19 protein-coding genes are annotated in these 24899 nt (G+C 28.9%); 6 read left to right on the top strand and 13 right to left on the bottom strand.

Features of this window, described 5'->3' with window-relative positions:
- Position 1: 1 nt before the first annotated feature.
- From pth to glmU, 3 genes are read right to left on the bottom strand one after another with little or no spacing between them, the layout of a single operon-like run.
- The gene (gene pth / locus EQF90_RS02490) at positions 2 to 574 is read right to left on the bottom strand and encodes an aminoacyl-tRNA hydrolase (protein ID WP_134712028.1); all 573 of its coding nucleotides are present in this window, start codon (positions 572 to 574) and stop codon (positions 2 to 4) included.
- Positions 574 to 1542: a ribose-phosphate diphosphokinase gene (locus EQF90_RS02485; RefSeq protein WP_134712027.1), complete on the bottom strand. Its 969-nt coding sequence runs from the start codon at positions 1540 to 1542 to the stop codon at positions 574 to 576. Before EQF90_RS02485 ends, pth begins: the two co-directional genes overlap by 1 nt.
- Before the next feature lie 39 nt (positions 1543 to 1581).
- Positions 1582 to 2955 carry a bifunctional UDP-N-acetylglucosamine diphosphorylase/glucosamine-1-phosphate N-acetyltransferase GlmU gene (gene glmU, locus EQF90_RS02480; protein ID WP_134744883.1) on the bottom strand — a complete coding sequence of 458 codons (1374 nt, stop codon included), beginning with the start codon at positions 2953 to 2955 and terminating at the stop codon, positions 1582 to 1584.
- A gap of 140 nt (positions 2956 to 3095) precedes the next feature.
- On the opposite strand from glmU, the gene murC reads away from it, so the two are divergent.
- Complete coding sequence (gene murC / locus EQF90_RS02475; protein ID WP_134710574.1) at positions 3096 to 4478, top strand: UDP-N-acetylmuramate--L-alanine ligase; 1383 nt, start codon at positions 3096 to 3098, stop codon at positions 4476 to 4478.
- 321 nt (positions 4479 to 4799) lie between these two features.
- On the opposite strand, the gene EQF90_RS02470 is transcribed toward murC, so the two are convergent.
- Positions 4800 to 5504, bottom strand: a complete 705-nt coding sequence (locus EQF90_RS02470) for an aldose epimerase family protein (RefSeq protein ID WP_134710572.1) — start codon at positions 5502 to 5504, stop codon at positions 4800 to 4802.
- A gap of 113 nt (positions 5505 to 5617) precedes the next feature.
- Here EQF90_RS02470 and EQF90_RS02465 point away from each other — a divergent pair, with 113 nt between their 5' ends.
- The 3 genes from EQF90_RS02465 (at position 5618) to uraA (ending at position 9051) form a co-directional block, all read left to right on the top strand.
- A complete protein-coding gene (locus EQF90_RS02465) occupies positions 5618 to 6802 on the top strand; it encodes a glycosyltransferase (RefSeq protein ID WP_134710570.1) in 1185 nt (394 codons plus the stop codon).
- Complete coding sequence (locus EQF90_RS02460; RefSeq protein WP_134710568.1) at positions 6799 to 7551, top strand: exodeoxyribonuclease III; 753 nt, start codon at positions 6799 to 6801, stop codon at positions 7549 to 7551. Before EQF90_RS02465 ends, EQF90_RS02460 begins: the two co-directional genes overlap by 4 nt.
- Before the next feature lie 234 nt (positions 7552 to 7785).
- Entirely contained in the window at positions 7786 to 9051 is a 1266-nt protein-coding gene (gene uraA / locus EQF90_RS02455) for a uracil permease (protein ID WP_134710566.1), read from the top strand.
- Between the two features lie 155 nt (positions 9052 to 9206).
- Here uraA and EQF90_RS02450 read toward each other — a convergent pair whose 3' ends face one another.
- From EQF90_RS02450 to EQF90_RS02425, 6 genes are all read right to left on the bottom strand, one after another.
- Complete coding sequence (locus EQF90_RS02450; RefSeq protein WP_134710564.1) at positions 9207 to 9860, bottom strand: trimeric intracellular cation channel family protein; 654 nt, start codon at positions 9858 to 9860, stop codon at positions 9207 to 9209.
- 8 nt (positions 9861 to 9868) lie between these two features.
- Positions 9869 to 10750: an Hsp33 family molecular chaperone HslO gene (gene hslO, locus EQF90_RS02445; RefSeq protein ID WP_134710562.1), complete on the bottom strand. Its 882-nt coding sequence runs from the start codon at positions 10748 to 10750 to the stop codon at positions 9869 to 9871.
- Between the two features lie 122 nt (positions 10751 to 10872).
- The gene (locus EQF90_RS02440) at positions 10873 to 11076 is read right to left on the bottom strand and encodes a cold-shock protein (protein ID WP_134710560.1); all 204 of its coding nucleotides are present in this window, start codon (positions 11074 to 11076) and stop codon (positions 10873 to 10875) included.
- Positions 11077 to 11151: 75 nt separating this feature from the next.
- The gene (locus EQF90_RS02435; protein ID WP_134710558.1) at positions 11152 to 11886 is read right to left on the bottom strand and encodes a class I SAM-dependent DNA methyltransferase; all 735 of its coding nucleotides are present in this window, start codon (positions 11884 to 11886) and stop codon (positions 11152 to 11154) included.
- Positions 11886 to 12416 (bottom strand): hypoxanthine phosphoribosyltransferase, encoded by a 531-nt coding sequence (gene hpt / locus EQF90_RS02430; protein WP_134710556.1) that lies wholly within the window; start codon positions 12414 to 12416, stop codon positions 11886 to 11888. Before hpt ends, EQF90_RS02435 begins: the two co-directional genes overlap by 1 nt.
- Before the next feature lie 29 nt (positions 12417 to 12445).
- Complete coding sequence (locus EQF90_RS02425; protein WP_134710554.1) at positions 12446 to 15073, bottom strand: valine--tRNA ligase; 2628 nt, start codon at positions 15071 to 15073, stop codon at positions 12446 to 12448.
- A gap of 505 nt (positions 15074 to 15578) precedes the next feature.
- Here EQF90_RS02425 and EQF90_RS02420 point away from each other — a divergent pair.
- Complete coding sequence (locus tag EQF90_RS02420; protein ID WP_134710552.1) at positions 15579 to 16379, top strand: kinase/pyrophosphorylase; 801 nt, start codon at positions 15579 to 15581, stop codon at positions 16377 to 16379.
- Positions 16376 to 19024, top strand: a complete 2649-nt coding sequence (gene ppdK, locus EQF90_RS02415; protein WP_134710550.1) for a pyruvate, phosphate dikinase — start codon at positions 16376 to 16378, stop codon at positions 19022 to 19024. The genes EQF90_RS02420 and ppdK overlap by 4 nt, the downstream gene beginning before the upstream one ends.
- Positions 19025 to 19083: 59 nt before the next feature.
- Here the strand turns inward: ppdK and EQF90_RS02410 are convergent, their stop codons facing one another.
- From EQF90_RS02410 to EQF90_RS02400, 3 genes are all read right to left on the bottom strand, one after another.
- The gene (locus EQF90_RS02410; RefSeq protein ID WP_134710548.1) at positions 19084 to 19719 is read right to left on the bottom strand and encodes a DUF3267 domain-containing protein; all 636 of its coding nucleotides are present in this window, start codon (positions 19717 to 19719) and stop codon (positions 19084 to 19086) included.
- Positions 19720 to 20211: 492 nt separating this feature from the next.
- Positions 20212 to 22551, bottom strand: coding sequence for an LPXTG cell wall anchor domain-containing protein (locus EQF90_RS02405; RefSeq protein WP_209021396.1), 2340 nt, complete (start codon positions 22549 to 22551; stop codon positions 20212 to 20214).
- A gap of 940 nt (positions 22552 to 23491) precedes the next feature.
- On the bottom strand, positions 23492 to 24841 hold the full coding sequence (locus EQF90_RS02400; protein ID WP_134710546.1) for a glycoside hydrolase family 73 protein: 1350 nt from the start codon (positions 24839 to 24841) through the stop codon (positions 23492 to 23494).
- Positions 24842 to 24899: the final 58 nt, after the last annotated feature.

Genomic DNA, 24899 nt, shown 5'->3' with positions numbered 1-24899 from the left:
TTTATTCCACTATAATTGGATTGTACTTATTCATAGATGAATCTATATCTTTTTCAATTATTTCTAATATAGCATCTCTTGCAATTTCAATCTCTTTAGAAATAACTTTTTGCTCAGATGTACTAAATTTAGATAAAATAAAATCAGCCAAATCCATATATGAAGGTTTTTGATTTACAGCCACTTTTATCCTTGGAAAATCTGTTTTTCCAGTTCTTTGAACTATAGATTTTAGACCATTATGAGTACCTGCCGAACCATTCTTTCTTATTCTTACTGTACCAAATTTTATATCAATATCATCAACAATGACTATTACATTTTTTATATCAATTCCAAAATAATCTATGAACGGTTGAACTGAATCACCAGAGGCATTCATATACGTCTCTGGTTTCAGTAAAATTATTTTTTCATTTTTATAATTAGTCTTTGTGAAAATTCCCTTAAATTTTAACTTATCTAATTCAACCCCTAAATATTTTGCTAAAGAATCTATAACAGCATATCCCACATTGTGTCTTGTACCATCATATTTTCTTCCGGGATTTCCTAATCCAACAATTAAATACATTACTTCTTTTCTTTCATAATATCAGAAACAGATTTGTATGTAGCAATTGCTTTAATTGTTTCTGTTAACATAGGTGCCATTGATAAAATAGTTATATTTTCGATATCTTCAAGTTCGGGATGATCTATTGTATCAGTAATAACACATTGCTTTACACATGAATTTTTAATTCTATCAATTGCGGGTCCTGATAATACACCATGTGATGCTGTGATATATACTTCCTCAGCTCCTTCTTTTTTCAATGTTTCAGATGCGTTAACAATTGTACCAGCTGTATCAATCATATCATCAACTATAATACAATTTTTTCCCTTAAACTCACCTATTACATTTAAGATTTCTGATTCATTTGGTCTTGGTCTTGATTTTTCAATAATAGCAATTGGTAACCCAAGTACATCAGCTAATCTACGAGCTCTTGTAACTCCACCTAAATCAGGAGAAACAACTGTCCAATTATCTTTTCCACTTTCTGCTATTACTTTTTCAAAATATTCAGCAATAACCGGTCTAGCTGTTAAATGATCAAGAGGGATATTAAAAAATCCTTGAATTTGATCAGCATGTAAGTCAACACATACAACTCTATCTGCTCCGGCAGCTTGAATTAAATCTGTAACTAATTTAGCTGTTATAGGCTCTCTTCCTGATGATTTTCTATCTTGTCTGGCATAACCATAATATGGCATAACTAAGTTTATTTTATGAGCTGAAGCTCTTTTCAATGCATCAATAATTATTAATGCTTCCATCAAATTATCGTTTACAGGTTTTGAAGTTGGCTGAATTAGAAATACATCCCTACCTCTTACAATTTCATTTATTTTAACAGCAATTTCACCATCAGCAAAATGACTGATATGTAAATTTCCTAAAGGTAACCCTAATTCTTTAGAAATTTTTTCTGCAAGTGGTCTATTTGATGTACCACTAAATAATTTAACTTCATTTTCTGAAATAAGCATTTTTCCTCCAATATATTTCATTAATAATTCTTAAATTTTTTATTTTTCAAATTTTCTTTTATAATATCCATCTATATTTTTTTGTTCAGCTCTTTCTATTGATAATTGTCCTGCTTTTACTTCTCTTGTTATTGTTGATCCTGCAGCTAAAAATGCTTTTTCTTCAATGTTAACCGGAGAAACTATATTTACATTTGATCCAATAAATGCACTATCTCCAACAGTTGATCTAAATTTGTTTTTGCCATCATAATTTGCAAAAATAACTCCACAACTCACATTTATATTTTTACCTAAATCAGCATCCCCTATATAAGTTAAATGTCCAGCTTTTGTCCCCTCTCCAACAACAGCATTTTTCACTTCAACAAAGTTTCCGATATGAACTCTTTCTTTTAAGTGTGCTTTTGGTCTTAATCTTGAAAATGGTCCTACATCAGCACCTTTTTCTACAATGGCTTTTTCAATAACTGAAGATAAAATTTTTACATCATCAGCTATTTTTGAGTCTTCAATTCTAGAATTCATTCCTATTAAACAATTTTCTCCAATTATTGTGTCACCTAAAATTTTAACATTTGATTCAATAACCGTATCTCGTCCAATTCTAATACCTTTTTGAATTGTAATTGTTTCAGGATTTTCTAAAATAACTCCATTTAACATATATTCTTCATTTATACGCCTTCTCATTATCTTTTCTACTTCAGATAATTGGATTTTAGTATTTATACCTTTTATTTCTTCAGTATCCTTTACCTTAAATGTTGAAATATTTAATTTTTCTTTTTTTAGAATCTCAAAAACATCAGTTAAATATAATTCTTTTTGAGAATTATTTGTGTCTAGTTTATTTAATGCGTATCTTAGCTTATCTCCATTAAATAAATAAATTCCCGAATTAATTTCATTAATTAAAATTTCATTATCGTTAGCATCTTTATGTTCTACAATTTTCAATAATTTACCATTTTTATCAGTAACTATTCTACCATATCCAAATGGATTTTCAAAAATAGCAGTTAAAACTGTCGCATCATTTTTTGATTCATTATGAAAATCAATTAAATTTCGTATAGTTTCCGATTTAATCAAAGGTGCATCACCTGAAAGAACTAATATATTATCTCCTTCATTGATATATTGCTCTGCTAATTTAACTGCATATCCCGTACCATATGGATAGTTTTCTCCAATGTATTGTCTTACATATTTTACACTATCTCCAAAAATTTCTTTAACAGCATCTTCATTATTTCCTACAATAACTATTATATCGTCTATCCCTGCTTCTTGAGACGACTCAATAACATAAGATAATAATGTTTTATTGCATAACTTATGAAGCACTTTTGAAATATTTGATTTCATTCTCGTACCTTCACCAGCTGCCATTATTATGACTTTATCCATAATACTCCTCTTAAATTTTTTTTGCAATTTCTAATAACTCTATTATACACAATATTTATCATAATTAAAATTAAATATACATAAAATTTTTAAATAAATAACAAATATGCTATAATTAAATAATTGAAAGAAGGGATATTATGTTTAATTTTAATTTAGAAGAAAAAAAATATAAAAAAATACATTTTATCGGAATTGGTGGAGTAAGTATGAGTGGTATAGCTCTACTTCTAAAAATAAAAGGTTATGATATAAGTGGTTCTGATAGAGATAATTCCGATTATTTAAAGACTTTAAGAGAAAATAATATTAAAATTTTCATTGGACAAAAAAAAGAAAATATAACTAACCAAGATTTATTCATATATACTGATGCAATTCCTCAATATAATGAAGAACTTATCGCTGCAAAAAATACCGGTAAAGAAGTCATTTCCAGAGGTGTATTTTTAGGTGCGTTGATGCGTAACTATAAAAGATCAATTGCAATTTCAGGATCTCATGGAAAATCTACAACAACATCTATGATTGCAAAAATCCTTGTAAATTCAGATAACGATGCGTCAATTTTATTAGGTGGCATACTAGATGAAATTGAAGGAAATGTAAAAATTGGAAATAGTGATATTTTACTTTCAGAAGCGTGTGAATTTAAAGGAAATATTTTAAATTATTACCCATCAACTGTTGTAATTTTAAATATAGATGAAGACCATTTGGACTACTATAAAGATTTAAATCATATTGTAGAAACATTTATCGGATATATGAAAAACCTAGACGAAAATTCTAAAGCAATTATAAATATAGATGATGAAAATACACATAGACTTCTAGAACACGTGAAAGGACAGGTAATTACTTTTGGTCTACACAATAAATCAGCTGATTATTATTTAGAACACGTTGAATACAATGAGATTGGTCATTCCAAATTTAAACTAAATATGAAAGATGGTTCAATTGAAGAATTTGAACTTAATGTTTCCGGGATTCATAATATTTACAACGCAATCGCCGCCATAATAGCTTCATATGAAAACAATGTAAAACTTTCAGACGTTAAAGATGGTATAAAAAAATATAAATCACTTCATAGAAGAATGGAAACCATTGGGACATACAATGGAGCTATTATCATGACTGATTACGGTCACCATCCGGTCGAAATCCAAACAACACTAAAAACAATAGATGCATTCTCTGAAAAAAATATAATTACAGTTTTTCAACCGCATACTTTTTCAAGAACTAAAGCACTATTAGATGAATTTGCCGATTCATTCTATAATTCAAAAGAAGTAATCGTCACAGATATATTCCCGGCTAGAGAAGAATTTGACCCAACAATACATTCAAAAGATTTAGTCGAAAAATTATTGAAAAATGGTGTTAACGCAAAATATATTCCGGATTTTGAATCTGCGAAAGAATATTTACAATCAGAAATAACTGATAATGATTTAGTTTTAACAACAGGTTGTGGTAATCCTCACGTTTTAGCAAAGATGTTAGTAAAATAAACATATTTATATTACTGAACATATACAAATATTAATAAAAAATAAAGAGACACTCACTTAGAACAAGTATTCTCGGGCACCTTTTTGGTTTAAAGATATATCTAAGTGCTGCTCTTTATTTTTTTATATAAACTACTACCTATAAGCTGGACACATAAAATTACATTTTAACAGCATATATTAAATGGTTATACCCAAAATTATACAGTCAAAATCAATCAATTTTTCGTTTAAGCAAAATGAGTTACAATAATTGAATTTTCATTTTAAAAGCAATCAATTTTTCGTTTATACAAAATAAGTATAATAGAAAATATCTTATTATCGTTTAATTATCTTAAATAAAAATTCAGTTTCGGATTCAGGTTTAATTTCACATAATTCTTTATCGTCTGCTAAAGCTTGAAAATTAAATGTTGGTTCTACACATAAGTATTTATCAGTTCCATTTGTCCATAAAACATATTTTGAAAGTTTTTTATCTTCAAATACTATTTCATAATTTGATGTTTTTAAGGTATTAACTTTACCATAAAATATAGTGTTTTGTAATTTTTCTAAATTAAAATCAAATTTTTCCCCGTTAATGTAAATTTCATTTTCGGATTCATACTTAAAATATGGATGAAATGCAGGACTTACAAATAAGGATTCTTTTCCGATATTTTTAACTACTAATCTGATTTCTAAAAAATTATCCAAAAGTATATACTCCATTGTAGAAATTAAATTTTCCCATTGTTTTATATTTTTTACCAATTGAAGTTTTAAATAATTTTCTCTTAATTCTACTACTTCCCATTCCGAGCTTCTTCCAAAACCATGTCTATCCATTCCTACTTTATCACTTGCTCCAAAATGTGGTAAACAAACGTGTGACCCGCCTCTAATTTTTTTATCATTTCCTTCCAAAATTTCTTGCTTTGGAAATATGATATCTATTTCATCAAATTTTAATAGATTTAGATATGAACCAAACGTGTCAATTTCAGCAATATTAAAGTTATTTTTGATTTCTAAAATCATATTATTTCTCCTAAATGTTTTTATTTTATTATATACTACAATGTTACAAAATAGAAATATAATTCGCTAATTGCAATTATGTGATATAATCTAAATTAAACATGGAGGTATGTATGAAAATAGCAATTTTCACAGAAACTTATCCACCGTATATAAACGGTGTGGCAACACAAACGAAAATCTTAAAAGACACATACGAAAAATTGGGGCACGAAGTAATGGTAATTACCGTAGGTTCAGAAAAACAAACTAAAATTGAATTTAAGGATAATGTTGTTTATGTACCAGGTATTATGCTAAAGAAAATATATAATTATAGAATTGCATTACCTATACATTTTTCAAGAATAAAAATAGCTAAAGAATTTAAGCCGGATGTAGTCCATATTCAAAATGAATTCGCAATTGGAGCTACTGGTTTAAGAGTTGCAAAAAAGCTCAATATTCCTGCAATTTATACTTTACATACAGAATATGACAGATTTTTATTCTACGTTGGATTAAAATATTTTGAAGAATTTTCAAAAAAAATATCTGATAAGTATTTTAGAAAATTTTATAAAAAAGCTGACGTTGTTACGAGTCCATCTCCTAAAGCTCAATGCTATATGGATAGACAAGGTATTAACAAAAAAGTAGTAGTTATTGATAATGCAGTAGAGTTTGAGAATTTTAGGGAAACTGAAGAAACAAAGAATTTTAGAGTAAAATTTAGAGAAAAATATAATCTAAATGATGATGCAAAAGCATTTGTATTTGTAGGTAGAATTGGTGATGAAAAAAATATTAAGGAATTAATAAATAATTGGATAAAATCTGATTTCCCGGAAGAAAAAGCTAAATTATTTATCATTGGTAATGGACCACAATTTGAAGAAATACAAAAACAAATTATAAAAAATAATTTTGAAAATAAAATTATTTTAGTTGGTTCGGTGCCAAATACTGAAATTTCTAAATATTTGCATGCAATGGATTACTATACAACAGCTTCACTTTCAGAGATGCACTCAATTTCAATGCTTGAGGCAATGGCCTGTGGACTACCTGCAATTATTAAACTTGATAAACCTAATAAAGATCAAATAAAAAAAGGTATTAATGGGTATCAATGGGATAGCTATGAAGATTTCAATAAAATTTTTAACAAAATTTTAAGTTTAAGTAATGAAGAAGCTGAAAAATTAAAACAAAATGTGTTAAAATATTCTATAGAAAATGATCATTTAAATCAGGCTAAGATATTATTAGATATATATCAAAAAGCTATTGAAAAAAAACGTAAGGAGAATAAATGAAGTTAATTTCATGGAATGTTAATGGACTGAGAGCTGTTATGAACAAAGGATTTATGGATTATGTAAATCAAGAAAATCCAGATATTCTTTGTTTGCAGGAAATAAAAATGTCTGAAGGTCAATTAAAACTGGACCTACCAGAATATTTTGAATACTACAACTATGCAGAAAAAAAAGGATATTCCGGTACAGCAATATTCACAAAAGAAAAACCTTTAAGTGAATCATATGGTATAGGTATCGAAGAACACGATAAAGAGGGTAGAGTTATCACTTTAGAATTTGAGGATTTTTATATGGTAACCTGTTACACACCAAATTCAAAAAGAGGATTACTCAGATTAGATTACAGACAAAAATGGGAAGATGATTTTAGGGAATATTTATTAAATCTTAACAAAACTAAACCCGTTATTTTATGCGGTGATTTAAATGTTGCTCATAAAGAAATCGACCTTGCAAATCCAAAATCTAATCGTAAAAATGCCGGTTTTACAGATGAGGAAAGAAATAAATTTACCGAATTGTTAAATGCAGGATTCATCGACACATATAGATATTTTTATCCTGATATTACTGATATGTACACATGGTGGTCATATATCACAAAGGCAAGAGAGAGAAATATCGGTTGGAGAATTGACTACTTTGTAGTAAGTAAGGATTTTGAAGATAGACTACTAGATGCAAGTATTCATATGGAGCAATTAGGATCAGACCACTGCCCTGTTGTCTTATATTTAAAATAATTTAATTTACGAGCTATTGCAAAATAATTAATAATATTATTTTGTAATAGCTTTTTTACATTGAAATTTCAGATATACCCTTCAAAAAGTGAAAATCATAAAAAGAAATGAAAAATATGACAATACCACCAATTCTTATTACTAAAATATAAATTTAAGAGACCGTTCAAAAATATATTGACATTTATTTTAATCTATAGTAAAGTTATTCACAGTGAAATTTTAGGAGGATATATGAAAAACAAGAAACACATTTATCAAATCGAAGAAAAAGTTCCTGGAAAATTATTATTACCACTTTCATTACAACATACATTTGCAATGTTTGGAGCGTCTATTTTAGTTCCTATTATTTTTGGTATTAATCCAGGTATTGTTTTATTGATGAATGGGATTGGTACTTTATTATTTATTTTAATAACAAAGAAAAAAGCACCTGCTTATTTAGGTTCAAGTTTTGCATTTTTAGCACCCGGTACTGCTATTATTGCTAAACAAGGATTTGAATATGCTCAAGGTGCTTTTATTGTAGTTGGACTTTTGGGCTGTTTATTAGCATTTGTTATATATAAATTCGGGACAAAATGGATAGACATAGTCCTACCCCCTGCTGCAATGGGAGCTGTTGTAGCTTTAATAGGATTTGAGCTTGCCGGAAACACTGTTACAGGTGGTGCTATCGGAGCAAATCTAATGACTGAAACGGCAAAACACGCTGATTGGATTGTATTTTTAGTTACACTTTTGACTGCGATAATAGGCTCGGTAGTATTTAGAGGATTTTTCTCAACTATTCCTATCTTAATATCAATAATTGTCGGTTATATCACAGCTATATTTTTCAATATGGTTGATTTTACACCAGTTTTAGAAGCAAAATTATTTACAATACCAAACTTCCAATTAGCTAAATTTTCATGGGAATCAATAGTTGCAATGATTCCGGTACTTTTAGTTATAACTTCTGAACACATTTCACATCAAGTTGTAACTTCAAATATTGTTGGAAAAGATTTAGTTAAAGAACCCGGTTTACATAGGTCAATTTTTGCCGACAACTTTTCATCAGCATTGTCCGGTTTAGTTGGAGGTGTACCGACTACAACATATGGTGAAAATATCGGTGTTATGGCTATCACAGGAGTTTATTCAGTACAAGTAATCGCAGGAGCAGCTGTAATTTCAATTTTAATGGCATTTTTCGGTCCATTAGCAGCACTAATAAAAACCATCCCCGGAAATGTAATTGGTGGGGTAACATTCTTACTATATGGAATGATAGGTACATCAGGAATAAGATTGTTAGTAGATCAAAAGATTGACTACTCAAAAAGCTTAAATCTTGTACTTACATCAGTTGTATTTATTTCAGGCTTATCCGGATTATCAGTACAATTCGGTTCAATAAAATTAAGCGGGATGGTATTAGCATCAGTATCAGCAGTTGTTTTAAGTGGATTTTTTGCAGTATTAAAAAAATTAAAATTGACAAATAACTAAAAATAATCAAATAAATTATTAGATGTTTTTGAATATCAATAAAGAAATAAAAAAAATTAAATATTCACAGATTAAGTTAAAATAAAAAAATTGCTTGGGCATATCCACAGCTCTTAAATGAGCAAGGACTAATGGCGTCGGCAATTTTTTTTAATTTAATCTATTATTCTTGTAGCTTTTGGAAGATTCCATTTTTTCTTATATGCAAATACTCTAATAATAACAATGATAATTATACATACAGGAATTGAAATAACATCGTGAATTATTGTTTGCCATTGTAGTTGATGAAATACAAAACCGCCGGCAATACTTGCGGAAGCATAGACATGTCTATCCATAATATATGGAACATTATCTGTAAGTAAATCTCTTATTACCCCTCCACCTACACCTGATATAAGTCCAACAAAAATATAAAGAATTGCACTATATTCATAACTAACAGAATAAGCTATTTGCATACCTGTAACAGTGAATACTCCTAATCCTACAGCATCTGTATACACTAATGCATCTTCAAAAACTTTATGAACTGTTCTTTTATTAACCTTATCATTAAATAAAGCAACAACAAATACTATAACTGATGTAATTATTGAAATATATATATTTAATCCACTTCTAAATGATAAGGGAGGATTTATTCCCAGTATCAAATCTCTAATAACTCCTCCACCTGTTGCTGTTACAATACCTAATATAACAACACCCAAAAAGTCCATCCTGTTTTTAATGCCCTCTAGAGCACCTGAAATAGCAAAAGCTACTATCCCTATCAATTCAATATAAAAAATATAATTTTGCATTTATTTTCCTATTTACTTTCTTTAATTAAATTTTCTAAATTTTCTCTATCAAATACATATTTAGTTTTACAAAAATCACATATTACTTCAGCTTGCCCATCTTCATCCAATAAGTGTTGTAGGTCTTTTTTTCCAATTGATATCAATCCTTTCTCAATTCGCTCTCTCGAGCAGTCACACTTATATGTTAATTTTTGTTTTTCGATAATTTCAGGTTTTATTTCTGAAAAATACTTTTCTAAAATTTCTTCCGGTGTTAAGCCGTTATCTATCATTTTAGAAACCGGATCCAGATTTGAAGCAATTTTTTCTAAAATAGTTAATTCCTCATCTTTAATTCCTGGTAATACTTGTACAAAAATACCACCGGCAGCTCTAATAGATAAATCCGTATCCACTAAAACTCCCAACGAAACAATTGAAGGTGTTTGTTCGGAATAAAAATAATAATTAGAAATATCTTCTGCAATTTCTCCTGTAACAATATTTGACAATCCGGTATATGGTTCTTTTAATCCATAATCTCTAATTACAGCTAAATTACCATCTTTACCTACAAAAGCACTTACATCAAGCTTCCCAGGATATTTTGAAGGTGCATCCGCTTCAGGATTTGTAGCTGTTACTTTAACTTCACCTTTTGTATTTGAAACGGCAATAAGTTTACCACCTACTCCACCACCATCAAATCTTATAGTTAATTTTTCATTATCATTTTTTGTAGTAACTCCCATTATAAGAGAAATGGTTGCTAATCTACCCAATGCTGCACTTCCTGTTGCTGAACTTTGATGAACCCTTCTTATTTCTCTAACAATTTCAGTTGTATCAGCAATAAAAATTCTCACTGATTTATTTTTATCTATAGCCCTAATTAAATAATTTTTCATTTAATACCTCACGTTACTTAATACATATATTATACCTAATTTTAAAAATATAAAAAAGAGATTGAAATTAATTTCAATCTCTAAAATGTTCAATTCAAATATTATTTAAGAATTGTTTACTACTATAGTTTAACTACATTTGCAGCTTGAGGCCCTTTTTCACCTTCAATAACTTCAAATTCAACTTCTTGACCATCTTTTAATGTTCTGAATTCACCATTATCTTCTAAAGCTGTAAAGTGCACAAATACATCATTTCCTTCTTCTGTAGTAATATATCCATATCCTTTTTTAGCGTTAAACCATTTAACTGTACCTTTTACCATTTTTATCCTCCCAAATTTATAGTGAAATTATTTTCACTATGCCTATATAATATCACAAAATAATATATATTCAAATTATTTTTTAGCAGAGAATAAAATTCTTTGAGTATTATTTTCCTTAAACACTCCTCCATCTTCATCTATGTAATCAATTTCACGAAATCCAACAGTCTTTAATTTTTCTACAATAAATTCAATTGAATAATACTTCTCAACTTGCATTTCTTCAACTCTCTCATAAAGTCCATCTTTATTTTTAACAAAAAAGTTTAAATAAAAATTAACTTTATCTCCTACGAGTCTATTTTCCCAAGTATAGAAAATATTTTTTCTTTCATAGATATATTGATTATTTCCCAACACTTCCAATAGTTTATACCTACTATTTAAATCAAAAATAAATACACCATTTTCATTTAACCCATCATAAATATTTTTAAAAAGTTTTTCTAACTTAGCTTCATCAGTAATATAATTTATTACATCTAGAAGAGTTATAATCGCATCATGCTTAAATGATTTATAATCAAATTTGTACATATCTTGTAAAATTATCGTTACATTCTCTTTGTCCGATAATTTTACAAAAGAGTGGTTTAACATCTCAATAGAATTATCAAATGCTAAGATATTATAATCTTTATTTTTTGATAATTCTTGAGTTAAATTTCCCGTTCCACATCCTATTTCTAGGATATTTCCTTTATTTACATTATATTTATTTAATATTTCAAAAATATTGTTTGCATATTTTTCATAATCAATATCAAATACTAATTCATCATAAAAATCTGAAAATCTATTATACATTATTCTTCACTATTTACAAATGCAAAAATATATGGGCAATTTCTATAGAAGTCACCATAATTTAGTCCGTACCCTACTACAAATAAGTCTTCAATTTCTTGCCCAATAAAGTCGGGATAAATTTCAACTCTTCTTCTTTCAGGTTTATCTAAAAATACGGCTGTTTTAATAGATTTTGGATTTTTTTCTTTAATATGATTTACTATAGCATTAAGTGTTATACCCGAATCACATATATCATCAATTATTAAAACATTTTTTCCTTCCAAATCAAATCTTACATCATTAATAATATCTACTCTACCTGAAGTTTCTTCATTGTCACCATAACTTGATGTAGTCATAAATTCTACAACTGTTGGAGTTTCTATTTTTCTAACTAAATCAGCTGCAAATACAAAACTCCCTCTTAATAAAGAAATTGCATAAATTGGTTCATTGCCGTAAGCTTCTGTAATTTCTTTTCCCATTCTTTTTACAGTTTCTTGAATTTGCTCTTCACTAAATAATACAACTTTTTTTCTATTCATAAATTACCTTCCATTAAAGTTTAATATAATTATTTATTTTTAATATCTTCAATACTTTTTTCTACTTCATTAAGCATATTAGTGTATTTTTCAACTTTTTCTTTTTCAGCATCAACTAAATTTTTAGGAGCTTTTTGTATGAATTTCTCATTTGATAATTTCCCTTTAGCTCTATTTAACTCTGCAATTATCTTATCTTTTTCATTTTCTAATCTACTTAATTCTTTTTTTAAATCAATAAGACCATCTAATGAAAGATATAATTTATAATCATCTTTTACTGTTACAGCAACATTATCTATTTCTTTATCTTCTCTAATAATTTCAACTTCACTCAGGTTTGCTAATGAAATTAAATTATTTGATAATTTAGAGAAAATTCCTGCTGTTTCATCAGATTCAGTAAATATATATAATTTTGACTTATTCTTATTTGGTACGTTCAATTCTAATCTTTGAGCTCTCAATGATGTAATTGCATCGATAAGTTTAGAAACTGCTTTTTCTTCCCATTCATAATGATTTAATTCTTCATATTTTGGATAATTTGCAACTATTATTAAATCTTCTTTATTTGGCAAATAAGAATAAATTTCTTCAGTGATATATGGCATAAATGGATGTAATAATTTCAAAATATTTTCTAAAGCATATAATAATACTGCTAAAGCATTATCTTTTACTTCTCCTTCATCATGTAATCTTGTTTTCACAAATTCGATATACCAATCACAGAATTCAAACCATATAAATTCATATAAGTTTACTGCAACAATACCAATTTCATATTGATTTAATAATCTATCAATATCTTTTGATAATGTATTAATTCTAGAAATTATCCATTTATCTTCGATTGTTAATTTACCTCTATCTAACTTATATTCTTTTTCATCTTCCATATTCATGAATATAAATCTTGATGCATTCCAAATCTTATTAGCAAAATTTCTCTTATCTTTAACTTCATCGTCGATATATCTCATATCATTTCCTGGTGAATTTCCACTTACTAAATTAAATCTTATAGCATCTGCACCATATTTATCGATTTCATCAAGTGGGTCAATACCATTATTTAATGATTTAGACATTTTTCTACCTTGACTATCTCTAACAATTCCGTTTAGATATACTGTGTTAAATGGTAGTTTTCCAGTATTATATAATGATGAAAATACCATTCTTATTACCCAGAAGAAAATAATATCATAACCTGTTATAAGCGTATTTGTTGGGAAGAAATATTTATAATCTTCAGCATTTTCATTTGGCCAACCTAATGTTGAAAATGGCCACAACGCAGATGAAAACCATGTATCAAGTGTATCACTATCTCTTGTAACTTTTCCATAAACACTTTCATCCGGTTGTTCTTTGGAAACAATGATTTCTCCATTTTCAGTGTAGTAAACAGGTAATCTGTGCCCCCACCATAACTGTCTTGAAATATTCCAATCTCTTAGATTTTCCAACCAGTTTACATAAATTTTTCCAAATCTTTCAGGAATGATTTTAAGTTCTCCACTAGTATATGCTTCTAAAGCTGGTTTTACTAATTCTTTCATTGCAACAAACCATTGTTTTGAAACAAGTGGTTCAATTATTGTCCCACATCTTGAACAATGTCCTACAGCATGTTCTAATTCTTCTATTTTGCCTAATAGACCTAATTCATCCATTTTTGCAACTATTTTTTTTCTTGCTTCATATCTATCTAATCCTGAGAATTCACCATAACCATCAGATATTGTACCATCATGTTCTATAACAACACATTGACCTAAATCATGTCTTTGTCCAACTTCAAAGTCATTAGGATCATGTGATGGTGTAATTTTTACCACACCTGTACCATATTCTTTATCAACATAGTCATCTGAAATAATAGGTATTTCTCTATTAACTATAGGTAAAATTACCATTTCCCCTATTAAATCTTGATATCTTTCATCAGTTGGATCTACTGCAACAGCCAAGTCTCCTAGCATTGTTTCCGGTCTAGTTGTAGCAATTGTAATTTTTCTATCTAAATTTTTTAATGGATAATCAAAATACCATAAATTACCTTTTTCGTCTTTGTGATCAACTTCTGCATCTGATATTGCAGTATCACAATATGGACAATAATTTACAATTCTTTCACCTCTATAAATTAGTCCGTCATTGTACATTTTTACAAAAACTTCTTCAACAGCACTTGATAGATTTTTATCTAGTGTAAATGCTTCTCTTGACCAATCAGCAGAAACTCCTATTTTTCTAAGTTGTTTCTTTATATTTCCACCATATTTGTGAGTCCAATCCCATGCTTCTTCTAAAAATTTTTCTCTTCCTAGTTCAAATTTTGTATGACCTTCATTTCTAATTTTTTCTACAACTTTTGCTTCTGTCGCAATACTTGCATGGTCAGTACCAGGTAACCAAAGTGTTGAATAACCTGACATTCTCTTCCATCTTATAACTATATCTTGAAGAGTTGAGACCAATGCATGCCCCATGTGTAAATTTCCTGTTACATTTGGTGGCGGCATGACTATTGTAAATGGCTCTTTAGACTTATCAACTTGAGCGGTAAAATACCCCCCATTTTCCCAATCCTTGTAGATTCTATCTTCAAAGGACTTAGGATTATAATTTTTTTCAAGATTTTTCATCTTACTCTCCTAGATTATTATAATTTTTCCTTTTTATATTCTTTAATTATAGTATTTAACTTAATTATAGTCAAGTTTACAATATTTTCTCCAAATCTACAGATGTTTTTTTAACTTTCAGATATCTCTTTATTAAATTTTTACCTATATATGATCAATTTTCTGTATTTGCATAATTTACATACGCAATAAAACTCCACCATAAAAACACTTATATATGACAAATCTTTTTTAGATAATTTAAACCTATAAATAATTGTAATATAAAAAACATTAATATATAAAGTTACAAAATAATTGAGTGAAAAACATATTACAAAACCAACTTTTTCCAGAAAAAATGATATATTTTGTAATCTTTTTCAAAATGTAACTAAGTAAAATATAGTATTTTTTAGCATATATGCACATAAAATCATGCAAATGTATGCCTTTTGTATTTTTATGGACTTTTTTATTTTTTTTGGTATAATAAAAACATAGTAAGTTAATTTTGGAGATTGAAATGCAGAATGAAAAGGTTTGGATATTATCAGACAAAAATTCAAAGACATTAACTCATATATTAGTTAGAAATTATTTTATGCAAGAATTACAAATTGACATAAAAATATATGATGACTTAAATGAATTAGGCCAACTTCATAATTTTAATATTTATGAGGATGACCAAATCGTTTATTATGCATTTGAAAACAAAATAATGTCTGAGTTTATCAAAGACAAATGTAAACAATTAAATATTAAATACTTTGATGTATATGCAGTTGTATACAACTTCCTGGGTAGTATTTTTTCTAAAATTTCTAAAGGCGGAAATATCCCATCAATCTTAGAGCAAAGTTTGAGAAACAATCATGTTGACTTCGCTTTATTAAATGATGATGGTATAAATCCTCAGTCTATTTATGAATCTGATATTGTGATAATAGGAGTTTCAAGGACATCTAAAACTCCCCTATCCATATATATGTCTAATTTAGGATATAAAGTAACTAACATTCCATTGGTTCCGGAAATAGATTTACCTGATGAACTATTTAAAATTGAACCAAATAAAATCATCGCATTGACTATGGACCCTAGCAGATTGATTGAAATAAGAAAAGAAAGAATCAAATCTTTAGGTATTCCGGTCGATTCAGGATATGCTACTCTGGAAAGAGTAAATATAGAACTTGATTATTCTCAAAAAGTAATCCAAAAATTAAATTGCCAGTCCATTGATGTCACTCATATCTCAATAGAAGAGACATCAGAAAGAATAAAAAAACTTATTGATATACGAAGGGAGCAACAAAAATGAAATATGTATACAGTTTCGATGAAGGTAAAAAAGAAATGAGAAGCCTTCTAGGCGGTAAAGGTGCAAACTTAGCAGAAATGACAAGACTTGGTATAAATGTACCATTTGGTTTCACAGTTACTACTGAAGCATGTACAAGATACTATCAAGAAAATAAGACATTATGGGAAGATCTTGTAAAGGAAATCGAAAAAAATGTTAGAAAAACAGAAGAAAAATTAGGCAAAAAATTTGGAGATAATGAAAATCCATTATTATTCTCAGTTAGATCCGGTGCTGTAATATCAATGCCTGGTATGATGGATACAGTTTTAAATTTAGGATTAAATGACATCTCAGTAGAAGGATTAGCAAAACATACTGAAAATCCTAGATTTGCATATGACTCATATAGAAGATTTATTCAAATGTTCTCAGATGTTTCAAAAGGAATCAATAAAGAATTATTTGAAGAAGTTTTAGAAGATGAAAAAGAAAAAGCCGGAGTAGAATTAGATAAAGATCTTTCAGCTGAAAGCTTAAAAGAAGTTGTAAGAAGATATAAAGAAATTTATAAAAAAGAAATGGGAGAAGAATTCCCACAACAACCTGAAAGACAATTACTTGATGCCGTAGCAGCAGTATTTGCATCATGGAATAATGAAAGAGCCATCCTATATAGAAAATTAAATAGTATTCCTCATGATTTAGGTACGGCTGTAAACGTACAATCAATGGTATTTGGTAATGGTGGCGATACATCAGGTACAGGGGTTGCATTTACAAGAAATCCTGCAACAGGTGAAAAGGCACTATTTGGTGAATACTTAATGAACGCACAAGGTGAAGACGTTGTTGCAGGTATAAGAACACCAAGCCATATCTCTGAATTGGAAACTCAAATGCCTGAAGTATATAGACAATTCTTTGAAACAGGTCAAATCTTAGAAAAACACTATAGAGATATGCAAGACTTAGAGTTTACTATTGAAAATGGTAAATTGTTCATATTACAAACAAGAAATGGTAAGAGAACTGCTGAAGCAGCTATAAACATTGCAGTAGATTTAGTTGAAGAAGGTTTAAGAACAAAAGATGAAGCATTGATGATGATTGAACCAAATCAATTAGATCAATTGCTACACCCTACTTTTGACAAAAAAGCTATGGATAAAGCTCCAGTATTAACAAAAGGTTTAGCAGCATCACCGGGTGCAGCATCAGGTTACATTTCATTTAGTGCAACAGATGCTATGCTAAGAAATGCTAAAAAAGAATCTGTAATTTTAGTTAGAACAGAAACATCACCAGAAGATTTACAAGGTATGGATTCTGCAAAAGGTATTTTAACATCTCGTGGTGGTATGACGTCTCACGCAGCTGTAGTTGCTCGTGGTATGGGTAAATGCTGTATCGCAGGTGCACATGAAGTAAAAGTAAACGAAAAAGAAAAAACAGTTACAATTGGAGATAAAGTTCTTGGAGAAGGAGATATTATCTCACTAGACGGTTCAACAGGTATAGTTTATGAAGGAAAATTAGAAACAAAAGATCCTGAATTGTCAGGAAAATTTGCTAAATTTATGGGTTGGGCTGACGAAGTAAGAAGATTACAAGTTAGAGCAAATGCTGACACTCCTCATGATGTAAAACAAGCTTTAGATTTAGGAGCAGAGGGTGTAGGTTTATGTCGTACAGAGCATATGTTCTTCGCAGAAGATAGAATTAATGCCGTACGTGAAATGATTCTTTCAAAAACATTAGAACAAAGAAAGAAAGCATTAGCTAAAATTGAACCAATCCAAGAAGAAGACTTCTATCAAATCTACAAAGTGGCAGACGGTAGATCAGTTACAATTCGTCTATTAGATCCACCTCTACACGAATTTGTTCCTCATACAGATGAAGATATTGCCATAGTTGCTAAAGAACTAGGTGTAACAATTTTAGAACAAAAGAAAGCTATTGATGATTTACATGAAGTAAACCCAATGTTAGGTCACAGAGGTTTAAGATTAGCTATTACATTCCCTGAAATCTACCAAATGCAAGCAAGAGCAATTATAAGGGCTGCTTTAAGATTGCATGATGAAGGGGTAAATTTAATTCCCGAAATAATGATTCCTCTAGCAGGGGATGCAAAAGAATTATCAGTTGTAGCTGATTCTATTAAAGATGAAGTCGAAAAGATTTTTGCTGAAAAAGGCAAAACAATTGAATACCATGTTGGTACAATGATTGAAATTCCAAGAGCTACATTATTAGCTGATGAAATTGCAAACGTAGCAGAATTCTTCTCATTTGGTACAAACGACTTAACACAAATGACATATGGATTCTCAAGAGATGATGCCGGAAAATTCTTATCACAATACTTAGATGATGGTATTTTTGAAAAAGATCCATTCCAAGTAGTTGACCAAAAAGGTGTTGGTAAATTAATGAAGAATGCAGTAAAATTAGGAAGACAAACAAGACCGGGAATCAAACTTGGTGTTTGTGGTGAACATGGTGGTGAACCATCATCCGTAGCATTCTTTGATGAATTAGGTTTAGATTATGTTTCTTGTTCTCCATTTAGAGTTCCAATTTCAAGATTGGCAGCAGCACAAAAAACATTAAAAGACAAACAACTAAAAATGACTAGAATCATGGATGCATTCTAATATCAATAAGTTAAAAGGAAGGTTTTGGGATTTCCAAACCTTCCTTTTTGAGTATGATTTTACTTTTCAAAAACAACCACTCCACATTCATAAGGATGGTCATAATAATACACATCATTTCCTTTTGATTTATATAATAATATTTTAAATACAATCAAGAAATCCCCTCCTCCTGAAACAATCATTAATTCAGCGATCATAAATAAAAATATATTATGCAATATGCAAGCAGCTGCCAAAATTCCAAAACCTAAAACTAATGTAGGCATCAAGCCGCCTAATATATACTGCCATTTTTTCAAAGTTTCATTACATGTACAATATGGTGTAAGTGTTGACCAAATAAAGCCAAAATCAATGGACTTAAAATGATTTTTTGCAAATGCCCCCCATGTCAAACCATGAATTAATTCATGAATCACAATTAGGACTAATAAAATACCAAATAATATAATTAAATCAAAAATTTCAATCATAATTATAATTTTAACATTCGCTTGCGTTAATTTAAAAATCAATAATCCTAATGCCATAAAAGGAAGCATTATTGGTATGGCTAATAGATTAGCTGTGAGTGTACCCAATGTCAAATCTGTTTTTTTATATCCCATTTTAATCATCTCACTAGAAAGCTCTTCAAATTTTTCTTTTCTTTTTTGTTCTTTTGGAGTTAATTTTCTTTCTTTTTTACCCATATCCATACCTTTATTTTTGCTAATTATATATTAAAAAATGCAATAAAACTTGTAACCATTAAAATAACAATCACTATTTATATTACAAATAAGTATGCCACAAGTCACCCACTGTGTCAAGTAAATGACAAACCCTTAAAACATTTTTCAGTTATCTAATGTTAATTGTTATCCTAATTCTAGCATCAAATAAATGAGATTATAAGTATTTAACAAATTAAAAGAGAATTAGAAATTTTACACTCTAATTCTCTCTATGTGTTACTTTAATTCTTTGCCAATACTACTTGTATTGTTAGTATTTGACTAAAAAACTAAATTAAATACCTCTTAATTATATATGTATCTATATTTATAGAATAATATTTTTTTAATAATATTAATTAAATTCTTACTTTTTAATCATTTGATGTATAAATAAAATATCGTTATTTTTTTAGTTAACCTATTTTTAATCTCATATTGTGATTAAAAATTTTTCTTACTTATTTTTTAATCTTCTTTTCTTTTTTTTATTCCAAGGAATGTTAATAAACCTCCCACAACGGACATAATACCTGCATATACGCTTGGATTAAATGCATCTCCTGTTTCAGGATTGTCTACATGTGGTTTTTTTGGTTCCTCTGGTTTCTTTGGTTCCACAGGTTTCTTTGGTTCTTCCGGTTTATTTGGTTCTTCCGGTTTATTTGGTTCTTCCGGTTTATTTGGTTCTCCCGGTTTCTTTGGTTCTCCCGGTTTCTTTGGTTCTCCCGGTTTCTTTGGTTCCTCCGGTTTCTTTGGTTCCACAGGTTTCTTTGGTTCCACAGGTTTCTTTGGTTCCACAGGTTTCTTTGGTTCTTCCGGTTTATTTGGTTCTTCCGGTTTCTTTGGTTCCTCCGGTTTCTTTGGTTCCTCTGGTTTCTTTGGTTCCACAGGTTTCTTTGGTTCCACAGGTTTCTTTGGTTCCACAGGTTTCTTTGGTTCCTCCGGTTTCTTTGGTTCCTCCGGTTTATTTGGTTCTTCCGGTTTATTTGGTTCCTCCGGTTTCTTTGGTTCCTCCGGTTTCTTTGGTTCCTCCGGTTTCTTTGGTTCCTCCGGTTTCTTTGGTTCCTCCGGTTTCTTTGGTTCCACAGGTTTCTTTGGTTCTTCCGGTTTTTCAACAACAACTTTTACTACACTTATTATTATTGTTTTTCCATCATCCGATATATCCGTTTTAACTACTTTATAATCTTTTCCAATTACTTCAGTTGTTTTGTTATTTACTTCTTCAACTGTTAAATTTTCAAAAACATCTAAAAATTGAATTGAATTTCCTTTTTCGTCTACTTCTTTTATTCTTAATTCATATTTTCTTTGAGCAGGTTTTTCTTCTTTTGGTTTTTCTGGCTCTATAGGTTTTTTAGGTTCAACAGGTTTTTCAGAAGTAATTTTTACTACACTTACCGTTATTGTTTTTACATCATCCGATATATCCGTTTTAACTACTTTATAATCTTTTCCAATTACTTCGGTTGTTTTGTTATTTACTTCTTCAACTGTTAAATTTTCAAAAACATCTAAAAATTGAATGGAATTTCCTTTTTCGTCTACTTCTTTTATTCTTAATTCATATTTTCTTTGATCAGGTTTTTCTGGTTCTGCCGGTTTAACTATCTTGTTATATGCTTCTTCTAATCCTTTTTTTGCTTTATCAATTTCTTCTTTTGTTGGTTCTAGTGAATCATTAGCTCTTCGAGCCTTACCCAATGCTTCTTTTAGTTCTTCACTATCAATAATTTTATCCCATGGAAGAGTAAGAACTTTATCTATTAAGTCACTTAGTTCTTTTCTATTTACATTATTAGTTTCGTCAGTTTTTTCTTCCGGTTTAGGTGCCGGAGCTGGTGATGGTGATGGTGATGGAGTTGGATCTGGTGCAGGTGCTGGTTTTGGCTCTGGTGATGGTGATGGTGCTGGTGATGGTGGAACCGGTTTCACTTCTTTTTCAGGCTTTTCTTTTTCTTCTTTGGATTTCATTAATGCTTCATATTTTTCTTTTAGTTCTTTTAATTCTTTTATTATTGAATCAATTTTATCTTTATCACCACAATCTTTAACTTGTTGAGCCTCACCTAATTTTCTTCTTATATCTTTACTTAAATCAGAATATTTATTGATTTCTCCCTCTACTTTATATTTTTTTTTATATTCACCATTAATATTACGAACTTCCTCTATTGACTTTTCCAGTTCCTTTTTCTTAGCTTCCAATTCCGGATCTTTTGGAACCGGTTTCATTTTTTCTTCTACTTCTTTAATTTTTTTAATTAAAAAATCTGGAATTTGTGCGTTGCCACTTCCCACACCACTTCTATCACACGGTCTCCAACAATCACTCGTATTGCCGTTTTTTGCTAACTCAGGTAAATATATCTTAAATCCTTTTTTACAATTTTCAACGCCTTCTTTACACATACTTTTTACTTCGTCAAAAGATAAGGTTACGGTGTATGTTTTTTTACTATTATCAGCTTTTAATTCTCTTCCCATACCTGGTGTCCATTGCCCATTAACCCCCATTAACTTAGCTTCATTTTTAAATCCTCCATTCCAATGCGAGAAGTCAAATTCAAAGGTTACAGTTTTTTCAGTTTCATTCACTTTAGCTTTTGCTGTAAAATCATCTTTACTTTTATCATTACAAATGCCCATCCAGCCATCATTTTGAGATTCCTGAGCTTGTGCTAATACTGTTGAGGGCTTTTGTACAAATAAACTAAGTGGCGTTAAACCATTCAAAATAAAAGCTGACGATAAGGCTATCGCACTACCATAATACAATTTTTTCTTTTGTCCTTTTTTCTTCATTTTTCTCCTCCTAATTTTTATATATTTATCATCAAATGTTAAAAAAAGTAGACTTTAATTTACAATTTATGATACAATAATAAAAATACATTCGTTATATGATTAACCAAGGAATTAACTGCCTTTAGTCTACTTTTGGTTATGCTTAATTCATGAGTTTTTCATTGTAAATTAAAGTCTACTTTTTTTTGCAATTATTTGTATTTTAATTATATTTTTTTATTTTTCAATTATTTTTTTGATATCATATAAATATAAAAAAGGAAATTATTTACAAATCTATTCAAGTTTTATGATCCAAAACGTGGCTATACTGCTCATAAATCATATAAACCTATTGGTTATATTCACGAACTTATAGATATTTGACTATTTTACAGATGAAATCTCTATTTTTAACATTTTAATCTGCTTTTATCAGCATATTTTACGGATGAAATGTTCAATTTCATTAATTTCATCTGCTTTTATCGAAGCAATTCACATTCCTACTTAAAATTTACGGACAAAAATGGCGAATAAAAGCTTTTTGTCTGCTATTTTCTTCAAAATATTGAAAATTTTACGGACAAAACCTGGAAATTTTTGAAATCTGTCTGCTTTTAATTATAAAAAAATGTAACAATATTGGCATTAACATTTTATAACATTTCTGCCATAATTTTATAAACTAGCAATTACAAATTTATATCCAATAACAATATCGAATACATCTATAACTAATTATCCGAAGAAAAAAAACTAGTTAAACAGCATAAACAATTTAAGTATGAATAAATAATCCATAGGTTTTAGCACCATATTTTTATATATAAATCAAAAAGTCAGGTTAGATATTCTATAAATATACCAAAAAAGTCCGATATAAAGGTATTTCCTTTATATCGGACTTTTCAATATATATTATAAGTAAAATATTTATAACTTTTATTTTTTAATTCTAGTTATCATATTGTGTTAAATCATATAACTCAATTATATTATTTAATGTTTCAGCATAAATTGGTGATGTAGCATATGTTCTAGATAAATATCTTGTAGCATCTTTATATGAATTTGTTTGTGATTTTCTTGCTCCATAGTAATAACTATAACTCCAATTTGAAGAATCTTCATATCCTGTTATTAAGTTTACATAATCTTGGAATGATTCTAAATATGATGGATATTTTCTAAATTCAGATAAAACATTATATGATTTTCCATTTGAATCGTATTCAAATGTAGGTATAACAACTGATGCTCCATCATATGTTCCTTTTATACCAAACATATTATGATATGGAACTGATGATAATGTAGATTTACCATATCCTGTTTCTAAAATTGTTTGAGCCATCATTACTGATGTATAAACATCTCTTCCCTTAGTTGCTTTTACTGCATAACTGGCTATTTTATCTATAAACTCTTGTGGTCTTGATGTTTGATAATTTGTATCTCTTACATTATTTGAATTTGGATTTACCCAATATCCTTCTCCGGAATAATCAAAACCTAATTTTATCATATTTTGACTGGTTCCTATAATATAATAATCACCCGGTTCAAATGTTACAGTAGATTGTCCATAATTTTTTGCAGCTTCCACAGTATCATATCCTTCTAAATTTACTTTTACAGGGTATGAAGAATATTTTGAAAATGTTGTTTCAAATGGAATTTCTGAATTAGCATTTGTTGAAGAGCTTTCATTTTTTACATTTTCTTTTACTTTTGAAGTTTTATCTTTCTTTACACTACCAACATCACTTGGATCAATCCAACCTCCCGGGACCCCTTTGTATTGGGTTATATTAATCATGCCTCTACTTCTTGAGAATATATAATATGTGCCCTCACTAAATGTCATTCTTGGATTTAATTTATGTTTAGCTTCATAATCAGAATAATAAACTTTTACATTTTTGTTAAGTACAAACATATTATCATCATTTATATATCCTATAGAATCTGTATTTTCTGAACTTTCACCTGATTCAGCATATGCTACTTCTTCTTTCGCTACTACGGTTTTATTATCTTTTGGATTTATCCACGCTCCTGGATAATTTGGATTTTTAGTTATATTTATCATCCCATCATATTCATTATAAACATAGTAGTCACCTGCTGAATATTTTAATTTTGCTTCAGTCTTATATTTTGCATTATATGATGTATAATAACCATCAACGGTATTTACCAATTTGTATGTATTTCCGGCTTTTGATGCAAAACTTCCCGCAAAGGCTATTGCCGTAGCAAATGTAGCAAGTCCCCCAATTTTAATTATTTTTTTTAGATTCATTTTAACACTCCTGATATTTTTATATATCTATATTACATCATTAATTAATAAAATGCAA

The organism is Helcococcus ovis, assembly GCF_004524775.2.
Lineage (GTDB): Bacteria > Bacillota > Clostridia > Tissierellales > Peptoniphilaceae > Helcococcus > Helcococcus ovis.
This window is presented reverse-complemented; position numbering and strand designations above follow the sequence as displayed.

Excerpts from the sequence above, each read along its gene's own strand:
- pth (WP_134712028.1), bottom strand. The coding sequence starts at position 574 with ATGTATTTAATTGTTGGATTAGGAAATCCCGGAAGAAAATATGATGGT.
- EQF90_RS02485 (WP_134712027.1), bottom strand. The coding sequence starts at position 1,542 with ATGCTTATTTCAGAAAATGAAGTTAAATTATTTAGTGGTACATCAAAT.
- glmU (WP_134744883.1), bottom strand. The coding sequence starts at position 2,955 with ATGGATAAAGTCATAATAATGGCAGCTGGTGAAGGTACGAGAATGAAA.
- murC (WP_134710574.1), top strand. The coding sequence starts at position 3,096 with ATGTTTAATTTTAATTTAGAAGAAAAAAAATATAAAAAAATACATTTT.
- EQF90_RS02470 (WP_134710572.1), bottom strand. The coding sequence starts at position 5,504 with ATGATTTTAGAAATCAAAAATAACTTTAATATTGCTGAAATTGACACG.
- EQF90_RS02465 (WP_134710570.1), top strand. The coding sequence starts at position 5,618 with ATGAAAATAGCAATTTTCACAGAAACTTATCCACCGTATATAAACGGT.
- EQF90_RS02460 (WP_134710568.1), top strand. The coding sequence starts at position 6,799 with ATGAAGTTAATTTCATGGAATGTTAATGGACTGAGAGCTGTTATGAAC.
- uraA (WP_134710566.1), top strand. The coding sequence starts at position 7,786 with ATGAAAAACAAGAAACACATTTATCAAATCGAAGAAAAAGTTCCTGGA.
- EQF90_RS02450 (WP_134710564.1), bottom strand. The coding sequence starts at position 9,860 with ATGCAAAATTATATTTTTTATATTGAATTGATAGGGATAGTAGCTTTT.
- hslO (WP_134710562.1), bottom strand. The coding sequence starts at position 10,750 with ATGAAAAATTATTTAATTAGGGCTATAGATAAAAATAAATCAGTGAGA.
- EQF90_RS02440 (WP_134710560.1), bottom strand. The coding sequence starts at position 11,076 with ATGGTAAAAGGTACAGTTAAATGGTTTAACGCTAAAAAAGGATATGGA.
- EQF90_RS02435 (WP_134710558.1), bottom strand. The coding sequence starts at position 11,886 with ATGTATAATAGATTTTCAGATTTTTATGATGAATTAGTATTTGATATT.
- hpt (WP_134710556.1), bottom strand. The coding sequence starts at position 12,416 with ATGAATAGAAAAAAAGTTGTATTATTTAGTGAAGAGCAAATTCAAGAA.
- EQF90_RS02425 (WP_134710554.1), bottom strand. The coding sequence starts at position 15,073 with ATGAAAAATCTTGAAAAAAATTATAATCCTAAGTCCTTTGAAGATAGA.
- EQF90_RS02420 (WP_134710552.1), top strand. The coding sequence starts at position 15,579 with ATGCAGAATGAAAAGGTTTGGATATTATCAGACAAAAATTCAAAGACA.
- ppdK (WP_134710550.1), top strand. The coding sequence starts at position 16,376 with ATGAAATATGTATACAGTTTCGATGAAGGTAAAAAAGAAATGAGAAGC.
- EQF90_RS02410 (WP_134710548.1), bottom strand. The coding sequence starts at position 19,719 with ATGGGTAAAAAAGAAAGAAAATTAACTCCAAAAGAACAAAAAAGAAAA.
- EQF90_RS02405 (WP_209021396.1), bottom strand. The coding sequence starts at position 22,551 with ATGAAGAAAAAAGGACAAAAGAAAAAATTGTATTATGGTAGTGCGATA.
- EQF90_RS02400 (WP_134710546.1), bottom strand. The coding sequence starts at position 24,841 with ATGAATCTAAAAAAAATAATTAAAATTGGGGGACTTGCTACATTTGCT.